This is a genomic window from Burkholderia sp. Bp9016 (assembly GCF_003857765.1).
GTDB lineage: Bacteria > Pseudomonadota > Gammaproteobacteria > Burkholderiales > Burkholderiaceae > Burkholderia.
Genome location: NZ_QTPY01000001.1, coordinates 175,932 through 198,262, shown reverse-complemented (window position 1 = coordinate 198,262; position 22,331 = coordinate 175,932). Strand labels below are relative to the sequence as shown.

At 64.7% G+C, this 22,331-nt stretch carries 19 protein-coding genes; 15 read left to right on the top strand and 4 right to left on the bottom strand.

Annotated elements, in window-relative coordinates; all coding sequences use genetic code 11:
• The first annotated feature begins 1 nt into the window (after nucleotide 1).
• From DIE13_RS00910 to DIE13_RS00885, 6 genes are all read left to right on the top strand, one after another.
• Nucleotides 2-961: a 3-carboxyethylcatechol 2,3-dioxygenase gene (locus DIE13_RS00910; RefSeq protein ID WP_124825384.1), complete on the top strand. Its 960-nt coding sequence runs from the start codon at nucleotides 2-4 to the stop codon at nucleotides 959-961.
• Nucleotides 962-981: 20 nt separating this feature from the next.
• A complete protein-coding gene (locus tag DIE13_RS00905; protein ID WP_124825383.1) occupies nucleotides 982-1,785 on the top strand; it encodes a 2-keto-4-pentenoate hydratase in 804 nt (267 codons plus the stop codon).
• Nucleotides 1,786-1,798: 13 nt separating this feature from the next.
• Nucleotides 1,799-2,740 (top strand): acetaldehyde dehydrogenase (acetylating), encoded by a 942-nt coding sequence (locus tag DIE13_RS00900; protein WP_124825382.1) that lies wholly within the window; start codon nucleotides 1,799-1,801, stop codon nucleotides 2,738-2,740.
• Between the two features lie 13 nt (nucleotides 2,741-2,753).
• Nucleotides 2,754-3,773 (top strand): 4-hydroxy-2-oxovalerate aldolase, encoded by a 1,020-nt coding sequence (dmpG, locus tag DIE13_RS00895; RefSeq protein WP_124825381.1) that lies wholly within the window; start codon nucleotides 2,754-2,756, stop codon nucleotides 3,771-3,773.
• Nucleotides 3,774-3,862: 89 nt separating this feature from the next.
• Nucleotides 3,863-5,119: a 3-(3-hydroxy-phenyl)propionate transporter MhpT gene (mhpT, locus tag DIE13_RS00890; protein ID WP_124825380.1), complete on the top strand. Its 1,257-nt coding sequence runs from the start codon at nucleotides 3,863-3,865 to the stop codon at nucleotides 5,117-5,119.
• Nucleotides 5,120-5,188: 69 nt separating this feature from the next.
• The gene (locus DIE13_RS00885) at nucleotides 5,189-6,064 is read left to right on the top strand and encodes an alpha/beta fold hydrolase (protein WP_124825379.1); all 876 of its coding nucleotides are present in this window, start codon (nucleotides 5,189-5,191) and stop codon (nucleotides 6,062-6,064) included.
• 269 nt (nucleotides 6,065-6,333) lie between these two features.
• Here DIE13_RS00885 and hcaR read toward each other — a convergent pair whose 3' ends face one another.
• Nucleotides 6,334-7,371: a DNA-binding transcriptional regulator HcaR gene (gene hcaR, locus DIE13_RS00880; protein ID WP_233410015.1), complete on the bottom strand. Its 1,038-nt coding sequence runs from the start codon at nucleotides 7,369-7,371 to the stop codon at nucleotides 6,334-6,336.
• Between hcaR and hcaE the strand changes: the two genes are divergently transcribed.
• From hcaE to DIE13_RS33655, 6 genes are all read left to right on the top strand, one after another.
• Nucleotides 7,352-8,707: a 3-phenylpropionate/cinnamic acid dioxygenase subunit alpha gene (gene hcaE, locus DIE13_RS00875; RefSeq protein WP_124825378.1), complete on the top strand. Its 1,356-nt coding sequence runs from the start codon at nucleotides 7,352-7,354 to the stop codon at nucleotides 8,705-8,707. The two genes, hcaR and hcaE, sit on opposite strands and share 20 nt — an antisense overlap.
• Complete coding sequence (gene hcaF, locus DIE13_RS00870) at nucleotides 8,704-9,246, top strand: 3-phenylpropionate/cinnamic acid dioxygenase subunit beta (RefSeq protein WP_124825377.1); 543 nt, start codon at nucleotides 8,704-8,706, stop codon at nucleotides 9,244-9,246. Before hcaE ends, hcaF begins: the two co-directional genes overlap by 4 nt.
• Before the next feature lie 2 nt (nucleotides 9,247-9,248).
• Entirely contained in the window at nucleotides 9,249-9,569 is a 321-nt protein-coding gene (hcaC, locus tag DIE13_RS00865) for a 3-phenylpropionate/cinnamic acid dioxygenase ferredoxin subunit (protein WP_124825376.1), read from the top strand.
• Nucleotides 9,566-10,387 (top strand): 3-phenylpropionate-dihydrodiol/cinnamic acid-dihydrodiol dehydrogenase, encoded by an 822-nt coding sequence (gene hcaB / locus DIE13_RS00860; RefSeq protein ID WP_124825375.1) that lies wholly within the window; start codon nucleotides 9,566-9,568, stop codon nucleotides 10,385-10,387. Before hcaC ends, hcaB begins: the two co-directional genes overlap by 4 nt.
• Complete coding sequence (hcaD, locus tag DIE13_RS00855; RefSeq protein ID WP_244097687.1) at nucleotides 10,371-11,621, top strand: 3-phenylpropionate/cinnamic acid dioxygenase ferredoxin--NAD(+) reductase subunit; 1,251 nt, start codon at nucleotides 10,371-10,373, stop codon at nucleotides 11,619-11,621. The genes hcaB and hcaD overlap by 17 nt, the downstream gene beginning before the upstream one ends.
• 1,077 nt (nucleotides 11,622-12,698) lie before the next feature.
• On the top strand, nucleotides 12,699-13,628 hold the full coding sequence (locus tag DIE13_RS33655; RefSeq protein ID WP_311768309.1) for a DUF2846 domain-containing protein: 930 nt from the start codon (nucleotides 12,699-12,701) through the stop codon (nucleotides 13,626-13,628).
• 1,122 nt (nucleotides 13,629-14,750) lie between these two features.
• Here DIE13_RS33655 and DIE13_RS00845 read toward each other — a convergent pair.
• Entirely contained in the window at nucleotides 14,751-15,275 is a 525-nt protein-coding gene (locus DIE13_RS00845) for a hypothetical protein (protein WP_124825374.1), read from the bottom strand.
• Nucleotides 15,276-15,617: 342 nt separating this feature from the next.
• Between DIE13_RS00845 and DIE13_RS00840 the strand changes: the two genes are divergently transcribed.
• The gene (locus DIE13_RS00840; RefSeq protein WP_124825373.1) at nucleotides 15,618-16,865 is read left to right on the top strand and encodes a multidrug effflux MFS transporter; all 1,248 of its coding nucleotides are present in this window, start codon (nucleotides 15,618-15,620) and stop codon (nucleotides 16,863-16,865) included.
• Nucleotides 16,866-16,990: 125 nt separating this feature from the next.
• Here DIE13_RS00840 and DIE13_RS00835 read toward each other — a convergent pair whose 3' ends face one another.
• Complete coding sequence (locus DIE13_RS00835; RefSeq protein WP_124825372.1) at nucleotides 16,991-17,680, bottom strand: hypothetical protein; 690 nt, start codon at nucleotides 17,678-17,680, stop codon at nucleotides 16,991-16,993.
• 83 nt (nucleotides 17,681-17,763) lie between these two features.
• On the opposite strand from DIE13_RS00835, the gene DIE13_RS33195 reads away from it, so the two are divergent.
• The gene (locus DIE13_RS33195) at nucleotides 17,764-19,347 is read left to right on the top strand and encodes a YgcG family protein (protein WP_175769916.1); all 1,584 of its coding nucleotides are present in this window, start codon (nucleotides 17,764-17,766) and stop codon (nucleotides 19,345-19,347) included.
• Nucleotides 19,348-19,425: 78 nt separating this feature from the next.
• Nucleotides 19,426-20,046 carry a LemA family protein gene (locus DIE13_RS00825; protein WP_124825370.1) on the top strand — a complete coding sequence of 207 codons (621 nt, stop codon included), beginning with the start codon at nucleotides 19,426-19,428 and terminating at the stop codon, nucleotides 20,044-20,046.
• 26 nt (nucleotides 20,047-20,072) lie between these two features.
• On the opposite strand, the gene pbpC is transcribed toward DIE13_RS00825, so the two are convergent.
• Nucleotides 20,073-22,328 (bottom strand): penicillin-binding protein 1C, encoded by a 2,256-nt coding sequence (pbpC, locus tag DIE13_RS00820; RefSeq protein WP_124825369.1) that lies wholly within the window; start codon nucleotides 22,326-22,328, stop codon nucleotides 20,073-20,075.
• Between the last annotated feature and the right edge of the window lie 3 nt (nucleotides 22,329-22,331).

Here is a 22,331-nt window from a genome sequence, read left to right as displayed (position 1 = left end):
CATGCCGATTCATCTCGAATGTCTGTCCCATACGCCGTTGCACGGCTATTTCGATCCGGCGCCGGAAGTGATTGCCGAAGTCGAGCGCGTCGGCCGCGCCGCGCGCGAACGGGTTGAGCGTTTCCGGCCTGACCTGATCGTTGTATTCGCGCCCGATCATTTCAACGGCTTCTTCTACGATGTGATGCCGCCGTTCTGCATCGGTGCGCGCGCCGACGCGATCGGGGACTTCCGGAGCCTGGCCGGCAGGCTGCCGGTACCCGGCGAACTCGCGCATGCGCTAGCGGAAAGCGTGCTGGCCGCCGACATCGACGTTGCGCTGTCGTACCGAATGCAGGTCGACCATGGCTGTGCGCAGGCGCTCGAAGTGCTCACCGGCGGACTCGATCGCCATCCGGTGATTCCGGTGTTCATCAACTCCGTCGCGCCGCCGATGGCGACGTTGCGCCGCGCACGCCTGCTGGGTGATGCGATCGGCCGCTATCTCGCACGCACTGAGCGCCGCGTGCTGGTGGTCGGCTCGGGGGGCATCTCCCACGAACCGCCGGTGCCGGAGCTGATCGGCGCGTCGCCCGAAGTGGCGGAGCGGTTGATCGCAGGACGCAATCCGTCGGCCGAGTCGCGCGCGGCACGCCAGGCGAGAACCGTGGCCGCCGCCCGTTCGTTCGCGGCCGGCGACAGTCGGCTGCATCCGCTGAATCCCGAGTGGGACCGTGCGTTCCTTGCGCAGCTCGCATCCGGCGAACTGAGCGCAGTGGACGGAATGACCAACAACGCAATCACGCGTGACGGCGGCAAGTCCGCGCACGAGATCCGCACATGGGTAGCCGCGTTCGGCACGCTCGCCGCATACGGTCCATATCGAGCATCACTTGACTACTACCGCGCGATTCCCGAGTGGATCGCGGGTTTCGCCACCATGCATGCCACACCGTCGACAGTCGTCGCGGCGGTGGCCTGACCGAACTCCAGGAGACCCCGATGTCAGATTCGAACCTCGTGGCGACACTCGCCGCGCGGCTGCGCGAAGCCGAGGCGTCGCGTAGCACGATCGCGCCGCTGCGCGACGCCGCCGCCTCGGGTGGCATTCCGCCCGACGACATGGCCACGGCCTACGCGGTGCAGCAGGCTAACGTCGACCGGCGTGTCGCGGGCGGCGAGCGCATCGTCGGCCGCAAGATCGGCCTGACTTCGCTTGCAGTGCAGAAACAGCTGGGTGTCGACCAGCCCGACTTCGGCGCGCTGTTCGCGTGCATGGCCTGCGGCGACGGCGAGCCGATTTCGCTCGCGCAACTGATCCAGCCGAAGGTCGAAGCCGAAATCGCGCTCGTGCTCGAGCGCGACCTCACGCACGACAAGCACACGTTCGTCGACATCCTGCGTGCGAGCGCTTATGCGCTCGCCGCGATCGAGGTGGTGGACAGCCGGATCCGGGATTGGGACATCCGTTTCGTCGATACGGTGGCGGACAACGCGTCGAGCGCGCGCTTCGTGGTCGGCAGCCGGCCGGTGCCGCTCTCGCAATTGGATCTGACGGGGTGCGCGATGACGCTGGCACGCGAAGGAGAAGTGCTGTCGAAAGGCAGCGGCGCAGCGTGCCTCGGCAATCCGCTCAACGCGGCTGTGTGGCTGGCCGATCGCATGGTGCAGCTCGGTACGCCGTTGTGCGCCGGCGACGTGGTGCTGACCGGTGCGCTCGGCCCGATGGTCGCCGTGCGGGAGCCCGGGACTTATGTCGCGCAGATCGACGGGCTCGGCGGCGTCCGGGCAACTTTCATCGCTTAACTCAGGAATTCGCATGGTTTCCGAAAAACTCAAGGTGGCGATCATCGGCTCCGGCAACATTGGCACCGACCTGATGATCAAGATCCTCCGTCACGGCAAGCATCTGGAAATGGCGGCGATGGTCGGCATCGACGCGAATTCGGACGGCCTCGCGCGCGCGGCGCGCCTTGGCGTCGCGACCACCTACGAAGGCGTCGACGGGTTGACGCGCCTGCCGGTCTTCGACCAGATCGATTTCGTGTTCGATGCGACGTCCGCCGCTGCGCACGTGCGCAACGACGCGCTGCTGCGTGCACTCAAGCCGTCGATTCGCATGATCGACCTGACGCCTGCCGCGATCGGTCCTTACTGCGTGCCGGTCGTGAATCTCGAAGCACACATCGATGCGCCGAACGTGAACATGGTCACCTGTGGCGGGCAGGCGACGATCCCGATCGTCGCGGCCGTGTCGCACGTCGCGAAGGTGCACTACGCGGAAATCGTCGCGTCGATCAGCAGCAAATCCGCCGGCCCCGGCACGCGCGCGAACATCGACGAATTCACCGAGACGACGTCGAAGGCGATCGAGGTGGTCGGCGGTGCCGCGAAGGGCAAGGCAATCATCGTGCTGAATCCCGCCGATCCGCCGCTGATGATGCGCGACACCGTCTATACGCTGTCCGATATCGCGTCTCGTGCCGAGATCGAGGCGTCGATCGAGGAAACCGTCGCGAGAGTGCATGCATACGTGCCCGGCTACCGGCTGAAGCAAAAGGTACAGTTCGACGAGATTCCGGCGAATGCGCCGATCCATATTCCGGGCCTCGGCAAGTTCAGCGGCCTGAAGACGTCCGTGTTCGTTGAAGTGGAGGGCGCGGCGCACTACCTGCCCGCTTACGCGGGCAATCTCGACATCATGACTTCCGCCGCGCTCGCGACCGCAGAGCGCATGGCGCAGGCGCGCGTGAGCGCGTAAGGAGACTTTCACCATGAGCAAGAAGCTGTATATCTCCGACGTGACGCTGCGCGACGGCAGCCATGCCATTCGGCACCAGTACTCGATAGCGAACGTGCAGGATATCGCACGCGCGCTGGATCGCGCGAACGTAGACAGCATCGAGGTCGCGCATGGCGACGGCCTGCAGGGCTCGAGCTTCAATTACGGCTTCGGCGCGCACAGCGATCTCGAATGGATCGAGGCGGTGGCCGACGTCGTCACGCGCGCGAAGATCGCGACGCTGCTGCTGCCAGGCATCGGCACGATTCACGACCTGAAGGCCGCGTACGACGCCGGCGCGCGCATCGTGCGTGTCGCGACGCACTGCACCGAGGCCGATATCTCAAAGCAGCACATCGAATATGCGCGCGAGCTCGGCATGGACACGGTCGGCTTCCTGATGATGAGCCACATGACGACGCCGGAGAATCTGGCCGTCGAGGCGAAGAAGATGGAAAGCTACGGCGCGACCTGCATCTACGTCGTCGATTCCGGCGGCGCGCTGACGATGTCGGACGTGCGCGACCGGTTCCGTGCGGTGAAGGCGGTGCTGAAGCCCGAAACGGAAACCGGCATGCACGCGCACCACAACCTGTCGCTCGGCGTCGCGAACTCGATCGTTGCCGTGGAGGAGGGCTGCGACCGGATCGATGCGTCGCTCGCGGGAATGGGGGCGGGCGCCGGCAATGCGCCGCTCGAAGTGTTCATCGCGGCGGCCGAGCGGATGGGCTGGAACCACGGCACCGATCTCTACGCGCTCATGGATGCCGCCGACGACATCGTGCGACCGTTGCAGGACCGTCCGGTGCGCGTCGACCGAGAAACGCTCGCGCTCGGCTATGCGGGGGTGTATTCGAGCTTCCTGCGTCATTCGGAAGCGGCCGCGAAAAAGTACGACATCAGGACCGTCGATATCCTCGTCGAACTGGGCAAGCGCCGCATGGTGGGCGGCCAGGAAGACATGATCGTTGATGTCGCGCTCGATCTGAAGAAGCGTGGCGAGGCCGCATAGGAACGGACGGCAGGACCGCGCACGCCGCGGTTCGCTACGTGACAGCCGCCGGCAAGAGCGGCCTGCATATCAATCATTGGAGACTCTGGATGAATACGTCAGGAAAGGAAGGCGATACCGCGCGACATGGACGCACGGGACGCGCGACGATCACGTTGTGCCTTGCGATTGCGTTGCTCGAAGGGCTGGACCTGCAATCGGCGGGTGTGGCCGGCCCGCGCATGGCAAAGGAGTTTTCGCTCACCGTCGCACAGATGGGCTGGGCGTTCAGCGCGGGCGCGCTTGGCCTGCTGCCGGGCGCCGCGCTCGGCGGTCGGTTGGCCGACCGGTTCGGCCGCAAGCGCGTGCTGATGTGGTCGGTCGCGATGTTCGGCCTGTTCTCGCTTGCGACGACGCAGGTCTGGAGCTTCGAGAGCCTGCTCATTGCGCGATTGATGACGGGCTGCGGGCTCGGCGCCGCGATGCCGAACCTGATTGCGCTGTGCTCGGAAGCGGCGGGCCCGCGGCAGCGCGGCACGGCGGTCGGCGCGATGTACTGCGGGATGCCGTTCGGCGCGGCGATCGCCGCGGTGATCGGCATCGCGAGCGCAGGCGATGCCAATTGGCGTCACGTGTTTTACGTCGGCGGATTCGGTCCGCTCGTCATGGTGCCGCTGCTCTGGATGTTACTGCACGAGTCACGGCAGTTCGAGGTGAGCCGATCGGCCGTGACTGGCCATGTCGCCGGCCTACCCGGCGTGAGTGACGCGCTGTGGCGACACGGCCGCGCGCGTACGACCATCGCGCTGTGGATCAGCTATCTCGGCACGCTGGTCGTGCTGTATTTCCTGATGAACTGGCTGCCGTCGATGGTGCTGTCGCGCGGACTGACGCGCGTGCAGGCCAACGTCGTGCTGATGATGTTCAACATCGGCGGTGGTATCGGGGCCGTCGCGATCGCGACGCTGATGGACCGCTTCGGACGGCGCGGCACGGTGATCGGCATGTATGTCGGCGTTGCTGTTGCACTGACCACGCTGGCGAGCGCGGGTGGCGCGACGTCGATGGCGATGGGCGGTTTGCTGTGCGGGTTGTTCCTCGTCGGCGGCCAGTCTGTGCTGTATGCGCTGGCCGGCCAGGCGTATCCGACCGAAGTGCGTGGCACGGGCGTGGGTGCGGCCGTCGCCGTGGGGCGGCTCGGTTCGATTTTGGGGCCGTTGGTGGCAGGGCAGTTGTTCGCGCTCGGTCAGAGCCCGTCGATGCTGGTGTCGGCGAGCATCCCGTTGATCGTGATCGCCGCGGTGGCGGCGTTGACGGTGGTGGGAGCGTTTGCGCGGCAGCGCACGAGCGAGCCGCAGCGTGTGTAGCGATTCGGGCGGACCACGCGTGCGTGGCTCGCGATCGACATCATTCATTTTTACGGAAAGGACATCATCATGACTGCCACTACTTCATCGATCACGGAAGCGTCGACGAGCCGGTTTGCGCGCGTGAAGGACGGTGAGCTCGAACTGCAGATCCATTACAACGACACGGGCGCCGGAGCGACGGGCGACACGGTCGTGATGCTGCACGGCTCGGGGCCCGGCGCGAGCGGCTGGGCGAACTTCAACCGCAACGTCGAACCGCTGGTCGCGGCAGGCTATCGCGTGATCCTGATGGACTGCCCGGGCTGGAGCAAGAGCGATCCGATCGTCTGCACGTCCTCGCGTTCCGAACTGAACGGCCGCGTGCTGAAGGGGCTGCTCGACGTGCTCGATATCGAGCATGTGCATATTCTCGGCAACTCGATGGGCGGGCATAGCGCGGTCGCGTTCGCGCTTGGCAATCCCGGGCGCGTGGGCAAACTCGTGCTGATGGGCGGCGGCACCGGCGGCCCGAGCAATTTCGCGCCGATGCCGACCGAAGGCATCAAGCTGTTGCAGGGGCTGTATCGGGACCCGACGATCGAGAACCTGAAACGGATGATGAACGTGTTCGTCTATGACCCGAGCGCGCTGACAGACGAGCTGATGCAGGCACGCCTCGACAACATGCTCGCGCGGCGCGATCACCTCGAAAACTTCGTGAAGAGCCTCGCGGCCAATCCGAAGCAGTTCACCGACTACGGCCCGCGGTTGGGCGAGATCGCGGCGCCGACGCTCGTGATCTGGGGGCGCGACGATCGGTTCGTGCCGATGGATACCGGCTTGCGGCTGATCGCCGGAATGCAGAACGCTCAACTGCATGTGTTCAACCGGTGCGGGCACTGGGCGCAGTGGGAGCATGCGGATGCATTCAACCGGATGGTGGTCGACTTTCTGCAGAATTGAGTGCCGCGATGCGGGTGTTGCCTGCGAAAGGCCTTTCACCGATTTAGGGCTTGCGCGTCGGCCGGATCGTCGCGCTGGCCTGGATTCGAATCGCAACGATCGTTTCCGGCCGCTTCCGCGGCGGGCCCGCCTCGTGGACTGCGTGGCCAGGTTCAACGGGATCATGCTGGATCGCCTTTCACGCGGCCGCCCATGATCCTGCGCGGCCGCGCACGGTCCGGCCACTTCGAATGCAGTGGGCGCGATCTTTGTCCGCCAGGGCTCCGTGTTCAGTCGTTGCGCCTGAAAGTTGCGCGGCGCATCAGGTCCACCAGGGCGCCGAGTTCCCGCGAATGCGGCTCCGCGCGCGTGACCATCAGCAGATCGATGTGGGGAGCTGGACTGGCGAGCGTGCGGCAGCACATCGATTCGCCAACCAGCGCCTCGACATACGCCGGCAGTAGGGCTACGCCGAGCCCCATCCCGACGAGGTTCAGGTTCAGCAGGATGTTCGTCGCGACCTGCACGACATCCGGGTGGATCCCGTTGTCGGTGAAGTACCGGTCTACGATGTCGTACAGCTGCCCCGCGTAGGCCGGGTTGGTCTGGATGAACGACTGGCCGTCGAGCATTGCGGGTTCGATGTTCGCATGCGCGGCGAGCGGGTGATCGGACCGCATCAGCACGATGAGCGGTTCGGTGAGCACCACTTCCGCATGCAGGTTCGGCGCTTGCACGGGTCTACGCATGAACGCGATGTCGATGTCACCGCGCAGCAGCGCGTCCTCCTGTTCCATCGTCGGCATGCTCCGCAGTTCGACGTGCACGCCGGGACACTGCATCCGCAGCTTTGGCAGGATCGCCGGAAAGATGGCCACCTCCGCTGCTGGCACAAATCCGATTCTCACAGTCAGTGCCTGTCGCCGGCCTGTTTGACGAGCCCGTTCGACAGCGCGATCCGCCTGCGCGAGCACGAGCCGCGCTTCCGCAAGGAACACGTGGCCCGCTTCGGTGAGCTCGACCTTACGCTTCGAGCGCTCGAGCAATTGCGTGCCGACCTCGTCCTCGAGATCGCGAATCTGTTGGCTCAGCGACGGCTGTGCCGTGTGCAGCCGTTGCGCGGCGCGCGTGAAGTTCAGCTCATCGGCGACCGCAACAAAATAACGTAGGTGTCGGAGTTCCATTCGGCTGTCATCGCCAAAACGTCTAACGGCAAACAAACAAACTATTTCACAACGAATGCACGGACGGCGATCATCGTCGCGTGCCTGTCCGTATGGAACGGATGGTGCCACGGAGGAGACGCAAATGACAGAGAAGCTTGACATCGACGCACTCGTCGACGCACGCAACGGCCGCGTGACGTCGTCGATCTATACCGATCCGGCGATCTATGCGCTGGAGCTAGAACGCATCTTCGGCCGTTGCTGGCTGTTCCTCGCGCATGTGAGCCAGATTCCGAGGGCCGGTGATTTCTTCAACACGTACATGGGCGAGGATCCCGTCGTCGTCGTGCGGCAGAAGGACGGCTCGGTGAAGGCATTCCTGAACCAGTGCCGGCATCGCTCGATGCGGGTGAGCTTCGCCGACTCCGGCAATGCGCGCTCATTTACGTGCCCGTATCACGGCTGGTCGTACGGCACGGATGGCACGCTGATCGACGTGCCGCTCGAGGCGCGCGCGTTTCCGCACGGGCTGTGCAAGCAGCATCTCGGGCTGCAGGAAGTCACGCGTGTTGCAATCTACAAGGGGCTGATTTTCGGCAACTGGGACCCCGATGCGCCAGATCTCGACGCCTATATGGGCGACATCGCGTGGTATCTCGATGGCGTGCTGGACCGCCGAGAAGGGGGCACCGAGATCGTCGGCGGCGTGCACAAGTGGGTGATCGACTGCAACTGGAAATTCCCGGCCGAGCAGTTCGCGAGCGACCAGTATCACGCGCTGTACTCGCATGCGTCGGCGATCGAGGTGCTCGGCGCGAAGGCCGGTGCCAGCGACAAGGCTCTCGGTGCGGGGCAGACCGCGCGGCCCGTGTGGGAGACTGCAAAGGACGCGCTGCAGTATGGTCAGGCCGGCCACGGCAGCGGCTTCTTCTTCACCGAGGAGCCGGACGCGAATGTGTGGGTGGACGGCGAAGTGTCCCAGTACTTCCGCGATACGTATGAAGAAGCAAAGGCGCGTCTGGGGGAAGTGCGCGCGCGCCGTCTCGCGGGCCACAACAACCTGTTCCCGACGATGTCCTGGCTGAATGGCACCGCGACGTTGCGTGTGTGGCATCCGCGCGGCCCGAATCAGGTCGAGGTGTGGGCGTTCTGCATCGCGGACAAGGATGCGTCGGACGAAGTGAAGTCGGCGTTCGAGCGCAGCGCGACACGCGCGTTCGGCCCGGCCGGCTTCCTTGAGCAGGACGATTCGGAGAACTGGGTCGAGGTGCAGAAAGTGCTGCGCGGCAGCCGCGCGCGCAAGACGCAGCTCTGCGTCGAAATGGGCCTGGGCGGCGAGCGTGTACGCGCAGACGGCATTCCGGGCATCACCAACTACATCTTCTCGGAAACGGCGGCGCGCGGGATGTACCGCCGTTGGGCCGACCTGTTGCTGTCGGACAGTTGGGACGAAGTCGAGCGCCGGACGCGCGACTATGAACGGGAGTTGCTGAAATGAACGACGCCGTCACGATCGAACGGGTGCCGGTGACACCGGCGCTGCATCACGCCATCACGCAGTTCTTGTATCGCGAGGCCGACTGCCTCGATACATGGCGCTTTCGCGACTGGCTCGCGCTGCTGAGCCACGATGTGCAGTACACGATGCGCACGACCGTCAACGCCCAGACGCGCGATCGCCGCAAGGGCGTGCAGCCGCCCACCACCTGGATCTTCAACGACACGAAGGCGCAGCTGGAGCGCCGCATCGCACGGCTCGAGACGGGCATGGCGTGGGCTGAGGAGCCGCCTTCGCGCACGCGGCATCTGCTCGCGAACGTTCGGGTCGAGCCGGCCGACGCCCACGGAGAATACGACGTGTACGTCAACTATCTGCTGTATCGCTCGCAGAAGGAGCGCGACGAGACGTTCTATGTCGGGGCACGCCGCGACCGCGTGCGTCGTGCGGACGACGTCGGTGGCTGGCACATATGCCGTCGCGAGATCGTTCTCGACCAGGCGGTGCTGTCTTCCCATAACCTCAGTGTGCTCTTTTGATCATGGCTCGAATTCTCGTAGGACCCATCGAAGCGCTCGCCGACGGCGACGCGACGCGCGTAAGCGGTGCACACGGCGCAATCGCGGTGTTTCGCGTGCAGGGTGCGTATTACGCGCTGTCCGATCGCTGCACGCACGGCAACGCGTCCATGTCAGACGGCTATGTCGAAGACGACGCGACAGTCGAATGCCCACTGCATGCCGCGCGCTTTTGCCTGAAGACCGGCGCGGCGCTGTGCCAGCCTGCGACCGACGCGCTGCGTACGTTCCCGATCGTCGTCGACGCAGGTGTGTTGTACGTCGACGAGCCGGAGCTCGCATGAGCTGGCTCGATGGAGAAGTCGCGCTGATCACCGGGGGTGGGTCGGGCCTCGGGCTTGCGCTCGTCGAGCGGTTTCTCGCTGAAGGAGCGCGCGTCGGCGTGCTGGAACGTTTGGCGGACAAGGTCGACGCATTGCACGCGCGCTTCGGTGCGGACATTGAGATCGTGCACGGAGACGTGCGTGTGTATGACGACAACCGTCGCGCGGTCGACGCGACCGTCGCGCGTTTCGGCAAGCTCGATACGTTCATCGGCAACGCCGCGCTGTGGGATCACGGTGCCAGCCTGCTAGGCTTGTCGCCGGAGCGGCTCGATAGCGGATTCGACGAACTGTTCGCGGTCAACGTGAAAGGGTACCTGCTCGGTGCGAAGGCGGCTGCCGGCGCGCTGGTTGCATCGCACGGCAGCATGATCTTCACGCTGTCGAACGCGGCGTTCTATCCGGGTGGCGGCGGTCCGTTGTACACGGCGAGCAAGCACGCGGCGGTCGGTCTGATTCGCGAGCTGGCATACGAGCTTGCGCCGCACGTGCGCGTGAACGGCGTGGGGCCGTGCGGGATGGCGAGCGACCTGCGCGGACCCGACGCACTGGGACAGTCGCAGCAGCGCATCATGGATACGCGGACCCCAGAGGCGATCGCCAGTATCCTGCCGCTGCAGTTCTTTCCGGCGCCTGCGGATTTCACCGGACCGTTCGTGCTGCTTGCATCGCGTGCGAACAATCGCACGCTATCCGGCGTGATGATCCAGGCCGACGCGGGGCTCGGCATTCGCGGGATCCGCCATGTCGCAGGGGGCCTCCATGTCTCACATACATGAAGCGGGTGGTGCGGTCAGGGGCGGCGCCTGCGTGATCGTGGGCGCCGGGCAGGCGGGCGCGACTGCGGCAGCCGAGTTGCGGCGGCGCGGCTTCGACGGGCCCGTCGTGCTGATCGGCGATGAACCGCATCTGCCGTACGAGCGACCACCGTTGTCGAAAGAGATGTTGCTGAAACCGGACGGCGCGCGCATTGCGCTTCATCCGGAGACGTTCTACGCTGAACAGCGGATCGAGCTGAGGCTCGGCACGCGCGTCACGGCGATCGATCCGGCGCAACGCACGCTGACGTTCGCCGATGGGACGTCGCTCGGGTTTGGCAAGTTGCTGCTGGCGACGGGTGCACGGGTCAGGAGGCTGCCGATGCTCGACCGGCTGGGTCCTGGTGTGCATACCTTGCGTACGCTTGACGACGCGAAAGCACTGCGTCGAGCGCTTCACGGCGGCATGCGGCTGTTGATCGTCGGCGGCGGCGTGATCGGGATGGAGCTCGCGTCGAGCGCGATCGAGCTTGGCGCGCGGGTGACGGTGATCGAGCAGGCGCCCGACGTGATGGTGCGCTGCGCGCCGCTGCCGGTGCGTTCACATCTGCTCGCGCTGCATCGTGCACGGGGCGTCGATGTGCGGACCGGCGTGAGGCTGCTCGACGCGGCGCGCGACGCCAATGGGTTCGTGTTGACGCTTGAAGATGGCACCGCCGTACGCGGCGATGCCGTTGTCTACGGGATCGGCGTCGAACCGGACGATGCGCTCGCGCGGGACGCCGGCCTGCGCACGGACGGCGCGATTCTCGTCGACCCCGCCTGCCGGACGTCGCATCCAGACATATTCGCAGCCGGCGACAACACAGCCGAAGTCGACCCCCGCGGCGGCCCGCATCTGCGTCAGGAAAGCTGGGACAACGCAAATCGACAGGCCGCGCGTGCGACCTCGGCGATGCTCGGTGAGCCGGACGACTCACCGTACGTGCGGTGGTTCTGGACCGATCAGTGCGGCGTGAACGTGCAGTTTGCTGGCGACATGACAGCGTCCGAATGGATCGAGCGAGGCGATCTCTCCAGATCCACCTGCGTATTGGTTGGGTTGCGCGACGGCGTGGTGACGGCGGGTGTGACGCTCAATCGTGGGCGCGACATGCGCTGCGTACGTACTCTGATCGAGCGACGCGCCGTGCTCCCGGCGGACGTCCTCGGCGATTGTGCGCATGATCTCCGCGCGCTAGCGAATAATGCGTGAAGTAGAACGCGCCCCCGGGCCGGTAGCCCAGCGGCAGTGGCGGCATTTGCCGCGCAGCTTACAGCAAGGTGCGCTCGCTTGCTTGACCTGCGCGACAAGCGGGATCCCGCAGTGAGGCGCGAAGTCAGGAAAGCGAGCTATAGCCTCTTGAATGTGGTCACGTATCTCAACAGTGACGTCGATTCGCTGTGAAGAAAGATGTGCCGCACGGCCTCTTACACAGATGATCTTCTGTTACTGCAAAGTCGTGTTCCCGTAGCCAGTGTGCGAGGTCGACCGACATTATCGGACGTGACCTTTGCGTAGCCTTCTTCGGTCCAGTTTGGAGGGTCGTACTGGCTCTCCAGCTCATGCTCCACTGAGTGAATTTTTAGAAAGCTCGGCAAAATCCGGTGCAACTTTCGGTGCTTTTTTACATTTGCGACGAATGCCCCAGGATTGGCCGCGCATCAAGCCAAATAGCCCGCGTCGTCTTTTATCCAAATATTCACGGTCATCTTTAGCCAATCTCGTTGTGTCAGCACCGCAGTCAAAAAGCGCAGAAGTAGGTCTTGGCGTAGCTTTGTTCGCCGAGCCTTGTCAGATAAGGCGCAGGTACTACTGCATCATTGGGGTGACGGGGCAGGTGCTGCGGTGGGTTGCATGCTCATGTGACCGGGAAAAGTTGCTTTGGCTGCCTGAGCAATACAGCGGTCGAAGTTCGCCGTACGGCCAGTTGTCGGCGATGGCGAGCGGCAGCTATCGGCTGCGGATTCAACCCGTCGATGCAACACACTTGAGGCTGCATAGCAGCAAGGAGTGGACGGTCGACTGCCCTAGTCGGATGTCCGCATCAGACTAACTATTGCCCTTCGATCTGAGCGTACCGAATAGCGCGTTTGGTATATATCGTAAACCCGTTGTTTATCGGCCGGCACGTCGAAATTTGACCGTTCTTAACGATCTGTCATGCCCCGCTGCGATAGTTTAGCAGTCACTAGTTCTCGGCGCGCATGACACGATCTGCAGCATCAGTGCGTGACTACTCGTCGATATCGGTGTGCGACGTTCGTTCGAAACTCTTGTTCTGGACTTCCGATGAATCAGAAAAGCATGCTTTCTCGCCTTGTTAGGGGGAGGCCGAGCGTTCGTGGCGAGGCGTTGGCGTGTTTGTCTCTCGCGCAAACGTTCCGAGTGGTGCCCGTTATGGGCAGCATGTTGTTTCTTACCGCATGCGCATCGGGGCCGGCTTATGTTGACGTCGCCGCATCGATTCCGCATCTAAACTCAAGTGTTGGTCGCATCTATTTCCTCAGGTCTGCGTCGCCGCTGGGTGCCGCGATCCAGCCGGATATACGGCTCAACGGCCGAGTGGTCGGGCAATCCAAGCCAGGGGGATTCTTCTTTGTCGATGAGTCACCTGGATCTTATACCGTGGTTACGACCACCGAGGTCGATCGCAAGATAACGTTCGATGTGGAGGCTGGCCAAACGCGGTATGTACGCACGTCTGTCGGCTTCGGACTGCTCGTCGGGCACGTGACGCCGTCGCTCGTACCCCCAGACGTTGCAGAGACGGAAATCCGGGAACTCCGATACACGGGCGCCCCGCTTTCGACCGCAATCGCTACAGCACACGCGTCCCAAGCGACCGTGGCCACTCCACCAGCGGCTTCGACGGCAATCGTGTCTTTATCGTCCGATAGCGTGTTGAAGCGAGTGACGACCAGCGGTAAGGAAGTCAGGCTTTCGAGGCACGCAACGTGGAACAGGCGATGCGTTAGCGGACAAGCACCCGACTTGATGTTTATTCGTCAACCGGAGCATGGGCGCATAGAAGTACGGGACGAGTCATTTCAGCTTGCCGGTACAGCATCAACATCTAACTCGTGCGACGGAGCCACGGTGCTTGGTAAGGTCGTTTACTACATACCCAGTCCCGACTATCGTGGGCCCGATCAAGTGGACTATCGAATTTCGTCTCAGTATCGCACTTATACACGGACCGTATCCATCGAAGTAAATTAAACGTACACAAGGATAGCCGAGCCGAATTTAGAAGGTGCGACTAAATGGACTACAGTGCATTCAAGGTGCTAGTATTGGACGCCATTGCCACGCGCGACGGTGACTTGAGCTGGTGCTAACTTGATCGGCTTCTTGTTTTGGTAAATCAAAAAATGTCGACATCATTGATGTCTGCTCTAGCTGAACTTGAGAAAGAGGGCAAAATCTGTCGCGTCGAAGATGCGAACCCGTCCCAGCCGCGTTATGCCCGTTCCCCGAATGAATAATGTTAGCCAAGACCAATGCCACGAGCGGGAGTGGTCGAAGTCCGCCATCCGACTAGTTGTCGGTGATGGCGAGCGGCAGCCATGAAGAGCCGTTCAACGCAGTTGTGTCGATCATCGATAATCACGGAGGCAGGGACCGTTCGGTTATTAAATTTTTCACGACAAGCGAAACAAAAGAGTCTGCGATGAAAAAAGTAACCTTGCTGATGTAAATTTTATTTTTTTCATATATGACTGCCGCTTCTGCAAATGCTTATATTACACCCAATTCAACTACACTCGATCGCAATCAACAAATCGACGGAGATCTGATCCAGAGAATGAGCGTGATGAATAAAAATCTGTCTATCATGGTTGGGAGGCGTGAGCGACTGGATCGAGTAATGGCGATGAATCACATGATAATTTACATGTACACACATCGTTAATGTAAATAAATCACTCGTAGGCACTCAGCAGTTTGCCGCGGAGTTGCGTCCGAAATTAATTGGCGCGGTATGTACAGGTGACCTGATGAAGGATGTTAGAGATAATAGCATTCCGGTCACTTACGACTATCGATGGGAAGATAGCACCTCGGTTACGACGATCACGATCAGGCCGGAAGACTGTAAACATTGATGACCGTGTACTTTTTGTTGACAACGCGTCGAACTGAGTCAATCAGCATGCAGCCAGTCGGCCAGTTGGAGATGTTCGATGGAAAGGCCGTTCGTCAGCTTTAGGAGAATCCACATGGCAGCAACGGGTCGGCAAGCGACATCCACGGAATTCCACGAAGAACCAATAAGAAACCGCCGGCGCATGCCGGCGGTTTCGGTTTTCGGCCCGGTCGCTCGCGCGACGGAGCCGGGTATCAGGCCTTGATTTCCGGCCCGCGTGCGGCCGGTCGGGCCGGCGCTGCCTGTGCCGGTGCCGGCCCGATCGACTGCGTGGGCGGCTGCGCCGGCACGATCACGACGACCGGTTCCGGCATTGCCCAGATCGGCATCGCGAAGCCGACCGGTTGCGGCATCGGCATTGCGAGCGCGTCGCCCAGCGTCGCGTGCTGCAACATCATCATCTGCTGCTGCATCGCGATCATCTGCGCCTGGGCTGCCTGGATCTGTCGCAGCGCGGCCGCCGGCGGCACGCCGCCCGACGACGACGTCTGCATCTCGAAGCTCGCGCCGCCATGCGGGCTGTGCCAGCTCCACGAGCTGACCTTCATCGGGCCGAGCGCCGTGTGGACGACGTGCGTTTCGGCTTTCACGGGCACGGCGTGCCCGTCGACATTGACGAACATCGGCTGTGCGGCCGGGGCGTTGGCGGCCTGCCCGGCCAGGGCGAGCACGGGCATCAGCGCCAGCGCGCCCGCTGCCATATACGAACGGAATCGCATAGATCGTATCTCCATCAAACGAAACTGATCGAATCAACAACGAACGAATCGTGCGGCTCACGGATGGAGCCATGAGTGAATATGCGGGCACAGGCTTAAGTCAGGATTAAAAGCGGCGCAGGCCCGCGGCAAGCACCTGTCCCGTGCAGTCGCGACCGATCCGATGCAGGGTGCATAGCCGGTTTCCGGCTGTGCCGCAATCGGCATTCAACCTCGCCCGCGCCATGGGATTCCTGTCGCGTCGCGCAACAACAGGCACAATGTGCGATTGGCCGCGCACCGCTGTTCGTGATTCGAACAAATTGGCGCGTGTTGCCGCCGTCCGAATCCTTCCCGGTTGTCATGAACGCCTCGCTCACTCCTGCGCGCGAATCGAACTCGCCGCGCTTCCTGCTGTTCCTGATCTGCCTGTTCGCCTCCGCCGGCCAGCTCGCGATCGACATCTACGTGCCCGCGCTGCCCGACATGGCGCGCTCGTTCGCGACGACGCCGCAGGCGATCCAGTCGAGCGTGTCCGGCTACATGGCCGCCTATGCGCTCGGCCAGCTGATCTTCGGCCCGATCGCCGATGCGTACGGGCGCAAGCGCGTGCTCGCGTTCGGGCTCGTGATCTACACGATCGGCTGCCTGCTGTCGCTCGGCGCGCCGAACCTCGAGACGTTCGTGCTGGCGCGCTGCCTGCAGGGCTTCGGGATCGCGACCACGAACCTGCTCGCGAAGGCGATCATCACCGATTCGTTCTCCGGCCAGGCGCTGATGCATGCGTTCACGTACATGTCGATCGCGTGGGGCCTCGCGCCGATCATCGCGCCAGTGATCGGCGCGCACCTGCAGGAATGGTTCGGCTGGCGCGCGTGCCTCGTGTTCCTGCTCGTGTATTCGCTCGTGATGTGGGCGTTGTTGTGGCACTACCGCGAAACCTTGCCGAAACCTGTGCATCTCGAGCCGCGCACGCTGATGACGAACGCGGGCAAGGTGCTCGCGAGCCCGGTGTTCCAGAGCTGCTTCCTCGCGCAGGGGCTGTGCTACAGCATCCTGCTGGTGTTCAACATCGTCGGGCCGTTCATGGTACAGACGACGCTGCACAAGCCGCCGACCTTCTTCGGCTATCTCGCGCTCGGGATCGGCCTGATGTATTTCCTCGGCGGGCTGTCGAACCGGATTCACGGGCACGGGCTGCCGAGCGCCGAACAGCGGTTGCGTATCGGCGCGCGCGTGATGGCGGGCGCCGCCGTCGCGATGCTCGTGCTGGCGTTGGTCGTCGGCCTGCGCGTGTGGACGCTCGCGATGCCGGTGCTCGTGATGGGCTTCTGCGCGGGCGCGATGTATCCGACGCTGATGGCCAAGGGCAACTCGCTGTTTCCTCACATCGCGGGGCTGACCAGTGCGATCCTGGGATGCGCGCTGCTGCTCGTGTCGTCCGCGATGATGGGCCTCGCCGGCTTCGTGTCGATCCAGGTGCTGACGCCGCTCGCGGTGTTCTTCGTCGCGCTGTCGTTCATCGTCGTGTGGATGGTGACGAAGCTGCTGCGCTACCTGACGCAGCAGCACGCCGCGACCGTCGCGTGCGGCAGCGGCGAGGCCGCATAAGCGCATCGCTCATGAATGGCGCGATCACGAACGGTGGGCGTTGCCGGCCGATACGGGCGCCGATGCCGACACGGCAATCGCAGCGGGCGCCTGACCGCCCGATTCTTGCCTCGCGGCAGTGCCGCCTATAGCGGCTGCGCCGCGCCCGCCTGAGTCAACAGCGAAACCGCGGTCGCATCCGGCATCCCGTTCGAATCGATCGCGCCGGCCTTCGCCAGCGCGGCGAGATCGCTGTCGACGCCCGGTTGCCCGACCACGAACGGCGTCGTCAGGAACGCGGGCGTCGACAGCGTGACTGCATAGCGCTGCTGCAGATTCGTCACCACCGCCGATTGCGCGGCCTGCACCGTATTCGCGTTGTTCATCACCTGCTGGAAGTGCGCATTGCCCTGGAAGTTGCCGATCAACCCGGCCGTGTTCGTGCCGAGCTGCGCGGCGAGATAGACGAGCAGCAGCTCGGTCTCGGGCGTCGTGTTGAAGGTGCCCCCCGCATACGCGAGCGAGTGCAGGCTCGTGCCCCCCGATGCGACGGTAATCACGCATGGAAGCGCGGCGTTGACGGTGATGCGGTAGTTGCCGCCGCCGTCGGTCAGCGTCGTCGCCGAGCCTTGCGCGCAACTGACCGTCACCGATGCGCTCGCGAGCGCGCCGCCGGTGGCGGCCGTGCCCGACAGCGCGACAGTCTGCGTGTTGTCGTTGAAGCAGACGTCCACGCCGAAGCACGCGTCGCCGTTGCAGGCTGCAACGGTTACGAGGGTTGCGGCGCAGACAGTGCCCAGCGCAGGGCGGATGAAGCGCGGATGACGAAGATTCATGGTCGCGGTCAGTCGCAGGAGGGGGCAACCGTTGGGCGGCACAGGTGCGGCGCCGTTCATATTCTATGTCCCGGATCCGGGCGATGCTTGCCCGTTTTCATGGCGGATCGCGCGCAGGATGCGTTTCCGACGGACACTTTTCGCCACGTTTGCTCACACGAACGGCGCCGCCGCACTGCAGCAACACGGCAACCGCCCGGCTCTGGAACCTTTCGATTCCCTTCACGATTGGTTATGCTGCGGGACGATTAAAAAACGACGAGAGAATGCGCCGTTCCCGACGGAACCGGCGCTTGGTTTCCGACATGAATCTGAAACGACTGACGGGCCGGCCAGGCTTTCCGGATTGCGAGGGCGATCCGGTTTCGATCGCATGTACTTCCCGCACTCCCGTGCGAACCGCACGCCTGCGCGGCAATGCCAGCGGCACGGCCTGGGCGGTGCTGGCTGCCGTGCTGCTGGCGGGCGCGGCGCTCCTTTGCGGCGCGGCTGTCGGCGGCGATGGCAGTGGCGCCACCCCGTTGGTGGCCGGCGCGCCGTCGGCCTGCACGGACGTGGCGGCCGCAGCTTCCTATCCCGTCGCGAACGATCCCGAAGCACCGCCGCCGCTGAAAGGCCGCGTGACCGACATGACGGGCGCGCTGAGCGCCGCGTGCGCGTCGGAGCTGACCGAGCGCCTCGCCGATCTCGAACGTCGCCTCGGCGTGCAGATGGCAATCCTGCTGGTCGGCTCGACCGGCCACTCGACGATCGAGCAATTCGCGACCGCGGTGTTCGAAAAATGGCGTCTCGGCGAGAGCAAAATCGACAACGGGCTGCTGCTCGTCGCCGCGCTCAACGATCACACAGTGCGGATCGAGGTCGGATACGGCCTCGAAGGCGCAATTCCGGACATCGTCGCGGGGCGCATCATCCGCGAGCGCATCGTGCCGGCGTTTCGCGAGAAGCGGATCGAAGCCGGCGTGAGCGACGCGGTCGATGCGCTGGCGCGCGAGATGACGCCGCCGGAAATGGCGGCATCGGACAGCGCGCCGGCCGGCGACGAAGCGGCGCTCGCGTCGTCCCGCGACACGAGGCGGCTGTCGAACGGCTTGCCTGACCAACCCCCGGCCGACACGGGCAGCTTCATGTTCTGGTTGCTGCTCGGGCTGATCGGCGTCGCGCTGGGCGCCGTCACCGAATGGCGCAAGCTGCGCTGGCAGGTGATGTTGCCGGTCAGTTACCTCGTCGCGACGATCGTGCCGGCCGCGATGCTGCCGGTCGGCGCGATCTTCAACGGCGATGTCGAAGCGATCCTGGGCGTGCTGGCGATCGTCCCGACGGGCGCCGGTGCGGGTGCGTGGCTGCTCGGCATCGGCGTCGTTCGTTCCGCACGCATTCGCAAGTACACGGCGATCGTCGGCGGGGCGCTGCTGGCGCTGATCGGGATCGGGCATCTGTTGGGATATTCGCCCGGCGAGGTCCTGGTGGCGGTTTTCTGCGTGGTGGTGGCGATCCTGTGGATCGCCGAAAAACTGACGGGCGGCGGCTCCTCGTCCAGTGGTTCCTCGTCGTCGGGCTTCAAATGGCCGTCGTCCGGCTCGCGTTCGTCCGGCTCCGGTTCGTCCGACTCCTTCAGCGGCGGTGGCGGCTCGAGCGGCGGCGGTGGTGCATCGGGCCGCTGGTAGCCGCCGTATGTGGCGTGGCCGCGCCAGTCCTTTTCATTTACCGCTCCGACTGGGGCATTCAACGGGAAACATCAAGCAATGAAATGGTTTCGAATCCTGCTCGTGTGCTGCGTGCTCGCGCCGCTCGCCGGTTGCGGCTATAACGCGATCCAGTCGTCGGACGAGGACGTCAACGCGGCGTGGTCCGAGGTGCTGAACCAGTATCAGCGACGTGCCGACCTCGTGCCGAACCTTGCCGCGGCAGTGAAGGGGTATGCGTCGCACGAGGAGCGCGTGCTGACCGAGGTCGCGTCGGCCCGCGCGCGCGTGGGCAGCGTGCAGATGACGCCGGAGATGGCGAAGGATCCTGCCGCGCTGGCGGCGTTCGATCAGCGGCAGGGTGAATTGTCGGGCGCGCTGAGCCGGTTGATGGTGGTGTCGGAGCGTTATCCGGAACTGAAGGCGAACGAGGCGTTTCGCGACCTGCAGACGCAGCTCGAAGGCACAGAAAACCGTATCGCGGTCGCGCGCGGCCGCTACATCAAGACGGTGCAGCAGTACAACGTGCAGATCCGCCAGTTCCCCGGTGTCGTGATCGCGCGGATCTTCGACTACCAGCCGCGCCCGAACTTCAGCGTCGGGAACGAAGCGGCGATCTCCACCGCACCCGTCATCGACTTCTCCGCGCCAGCGCCGAAGGCGAATGCAGCCGGCCAGTAAGGCCGGTAAGCGGCCGGCTCACGCGCTCAGGGTTTGCGCGCGGCGGGCTTCGCGAACGCGCCGCGCACCTCGAAGCCGATCGCATCCGCGACGTTGCCGCGTGCATCGACGAGTTCGAGCCGGTGCCGTCCCGGCCACGGCATCCATGCGACGCGGTCGGCATGGCCGATCACCTTGTCGTCGAGCCGCCATGCAAAGCGACCGGCGTGTCCGGACGAACGCTCGAACCAGATCCGCTGGTTTTTCGGCGGAATGTCCGGATCGATCGCGAAGATCGTGCCGTCGGTCGGCGTGCCGATCGTCAGCGGCGCACGTGCGCCGTCCTTGCCCGGCGTGACGGGCGCGGCGAGCCGGATCGTGTCGAGCGCCGTCCCTGCAAGGAACCACTCGTTGCGCGACGGCTCGAGGTCGCGCTCGAACGTGATGCGGCGCATTTCGACACCGGCAGGCGGGCGCGGCGCGCGGCTCGGCAGGTCGCGGTGCAGATAGCCGACGACGGCCGACCAGACCGGTGACGCGCCCGTCACGCCCGACACGTCCCACATCGGCGAGCCGTCCGCATTGCCGACCCACACGCCGACTGTATAGCGCGACGTGAAGCCGACGGTCCAGTTGTCGCGCATGTCCTTGCTCGTGCCGGTCTTGACCGCCGAGAAGAAGCGCGTCGCGAGCGGGTTGTCGAAGCCGAACGTGCGCACGCGCGCGTTGTTGTCCGAGATGATGTCGGTAACGATGAAGGTGGCCGCTTCGCTGAACACGCGCGTGCCGTCATTCGCGCGTGTCGTCGTTGCGGCCGGAGCCGGCGCCGGTGCGCCGGCGGCGGGTGCTGCCGCAGGCAGGTCGACGGTCTTGCGCGCGACGCCGCCGTTCGCGAGCGCGCGATACGCATTGGTCAGCGACAGCAGCGTGACGTCCGCGCTGCCGAGCGCGAGGCTGAAGCCGTAATAGTCGCCTTCCTGCGCGAGCGGCAGGCCGAGCGCGGTCAGCGTGCGCGCGAAGCGGTGCGGCGTGACGAGCACGAGCGTGCGCACGGCCGGCACGTTCAGCGAGCCGCCGAGCGCGCTGCGCACGCTCACCCAGCCCTTGAAGTCCTTGTCGTAGTTCTGCGGAATGTACAGGCCGCCGCCGGCGGCGAGGTTGATCGGCGCGTCGTCGAGCAGCGACGCGGCGGTCAGCCGCTTCTCGTCGATCGCCTGCGCATAGAGGAACGGCTTGAGCGTCGAGCCGGCCTGGCGCGGCGCGAGGACGGCGTCGACGTCGCGCGCGCTCGACAGCGCCCCCGACGAGCCGACCCATGCGCGAATCTCGCCGGTCGCGTTGTCGATCACGACCACCGCGCCATCCTGCACGTTGCGCCGGTGCGCGGGCGCGTTGAGCTCGGTCAGCGCGCGCGTCAGCGTGTCGCGCGCAAAGCGCTGCAGCGGCGCATCGAGCGTCGTGCGTACCTGTGCGCCGGCCTTCGGCCGGACCTCGGCCGCGATGCGCCGCGCGAAGTGCGGGGCGAGCGCGGCGCCGTCGTCGTGCACGGCGTTGGCCGGGCGCGCGGTCACGAGCTGCACGTAGCCGTCGAGCGACGCGCACGCCTGCTCCGCGTGCATGTCGCGCAGGATCCGGCACGCGCGCTCGGCGACTTTCGCGGGTGCCGCGTTGGGCGCGCGCACCAGCGCGGCGGCGATCGCGGCCTCGCGTGCGTCGAGGCCGGACGGCGCCTTGCCGAACAGCACCTGCGACAGCGCGGCGAGCCCGACCGTCTCGCCGCGAAACGGCACGAGATTCAGGTACGCCTCCAGGATCTGGTCCTTGCGCCAGCCGCGTTCGAGCAGCAGCGCGTTCATCGCCTGCGTGGCCTTCTGCGGCAGCGAGCGCTGGCCCGAGCGGCGCGGCGAATCGCTGAGCAGCCCGGCGAGCTGCATCGTCACGGTCGACGCGCCGCGCGTGCGCTCGTTCCACAAGTTGCCCCAGGCCGCGCCGGCAATCCCGCGCCAGTCGACGCCGCTGTGTTCGTAGAAGCGCTTGTCTTCCGACACGACGATCGCTTCGCGGAACGCGGGCGACACGTCGGTGAGCGACACCCATTCGCCGCGGCGTTCGGTCAGATCGACGCGCGTGCGCTGCAGCGGCGTGCCGTCGCGCGCGAGCAGCACCCAGTCGGAACTGCGCCAGTTGCGGCGCACGTCGTCGTAGCCGGGCAGCGCATGCGCGACGAGCGGCACGGAGAGCACGACGGCGACGAATACGCGGCCGGCGAAACGCGCCGGCCGCGGCAATACCTGATCGATCATCGC

Coding starts and splice junctions, on each gene's coding strand:
- DIE13_RS00910 (WP_124825384.1), top strand. CDS start 2: ATGCCGATTCATCTCGAATGTCTGTCCCATACGCCGTTGCACGGCTAT.
- DIE13_RS00905 (WP_124825383.1), top strand. CDS start 982: ATGTCAGATTCGAACCTCGTGGCGACACTCGCCGCGCGGCTGCGCGAA.
- DIE13_RS00900 (WP_124825382.1), top strand. CDS start 1,799: ATGGTTTCCGAAAAACTCAAGGTGGCGATCATCGGCTCCGGCAACATT.
- dmpG (WP_124825381.1), top strand. CDS start 2,754: ATGAGCAAGAAGCTGTATATCTCCGACGTGACGCTGCGCGACGGCAGC.
- mhpT (WP_124825380.1), top strand. CDS start 3,863: ATGAATACGTCAGGAAAGGAAGGCGATACCGCGCGACATGGACGCACG.
- DIE13_RS00885 (WP_124825379.1), top strand. CDS start 5,189: ATGACTGCCACTACTTCATCGATCACGGAAGCGTCGACGAGCCGGTTT.
- hcaE (WP_124825378.1), top strand. CDS start 7,352: ATGACAGAGAAGCTTGACATCGACGCACTCGTCGACGCACGCAACGGC.
- hcaR (WP_233410015.1), bottom strand. CDS start 7,371: ATGTCAAGCTTCTCTGTCATTTGCGTCTCCTCCGTGGCACCATCCGTT.
- hcaF (WP_124825377.1), top strand. CDS start 8,704: ATGAACGACGCCGTCACGATCGAACGGGTGCCGGTGACACCGGCGCTG.
- hcaC (WP_124825376.1), top strand. CDS start 9,249: ATGGCTCGAATTCTCGTAGGACCCATCGAAGCGCTCGCCGACGGCGAC.
- hcaB (WP_124825375.1), top strand. CDS start 9,566: ATGAGCTGGCTCGATGGAGAAGTCGCGCTGATCACCGGGGGTGGGTCG.
- hcaD (WP_244097687.1), top strand. CDS start 10,371: ATGTCTCACATACATGAAGCGGGTGGTGCGGTCAGGGGCGGCGCCTGC.
- DIE13_RS33655 (WP_311768309.1), top strand. CDS start 12,699: ATGAATCAGAAAAGCATGCTTTCTCGCCTTGTTAGGGGGAGGCCGAGC.
- DIE13_RS00845 (WP_124825374.1), bottom strand. CDS start 15,275: ATGCGATTCCGTTCGTATATGGCAGCGGGCGCGCTGGCGCTGATGCCC.
- DIE13_RS00840 (WP_124825373.1), top strand. CDS start 15,618: ATGAACGCCTCGCTCACTCCTGCGCGCGAATCGAACTCGCCGCGCTTC.
- DIE13_RS00835 (WP_124825372.1), bottom strand. CDS start 17,680: ATGAATCTTCGTCATCCGCGCTTCATCCGCCCTGCGCTGGGCACTGTC.
- DIE13_RS33195 (WP_175769916.1), top strand. CDS start 17,764: ATGCTTGCCCGTTTTCATGGCGGATCGCGCGCAGGATGCGTTTCCGAC.
- DIE13_RS00825 (WP_124825370.1), top strand. CDS start 19,426: ATGAAATGGTTTCGAATCCTGCTCGTGTGCTGCGTGCTCGCGCCGCTC.
- pbpC (WP_124825369.1), bottom strand. CDS start 22,328: ATGATCGATCAGGTATTGCCGCGGCCGGCGCGTTTCGCCGGCCGCGTA.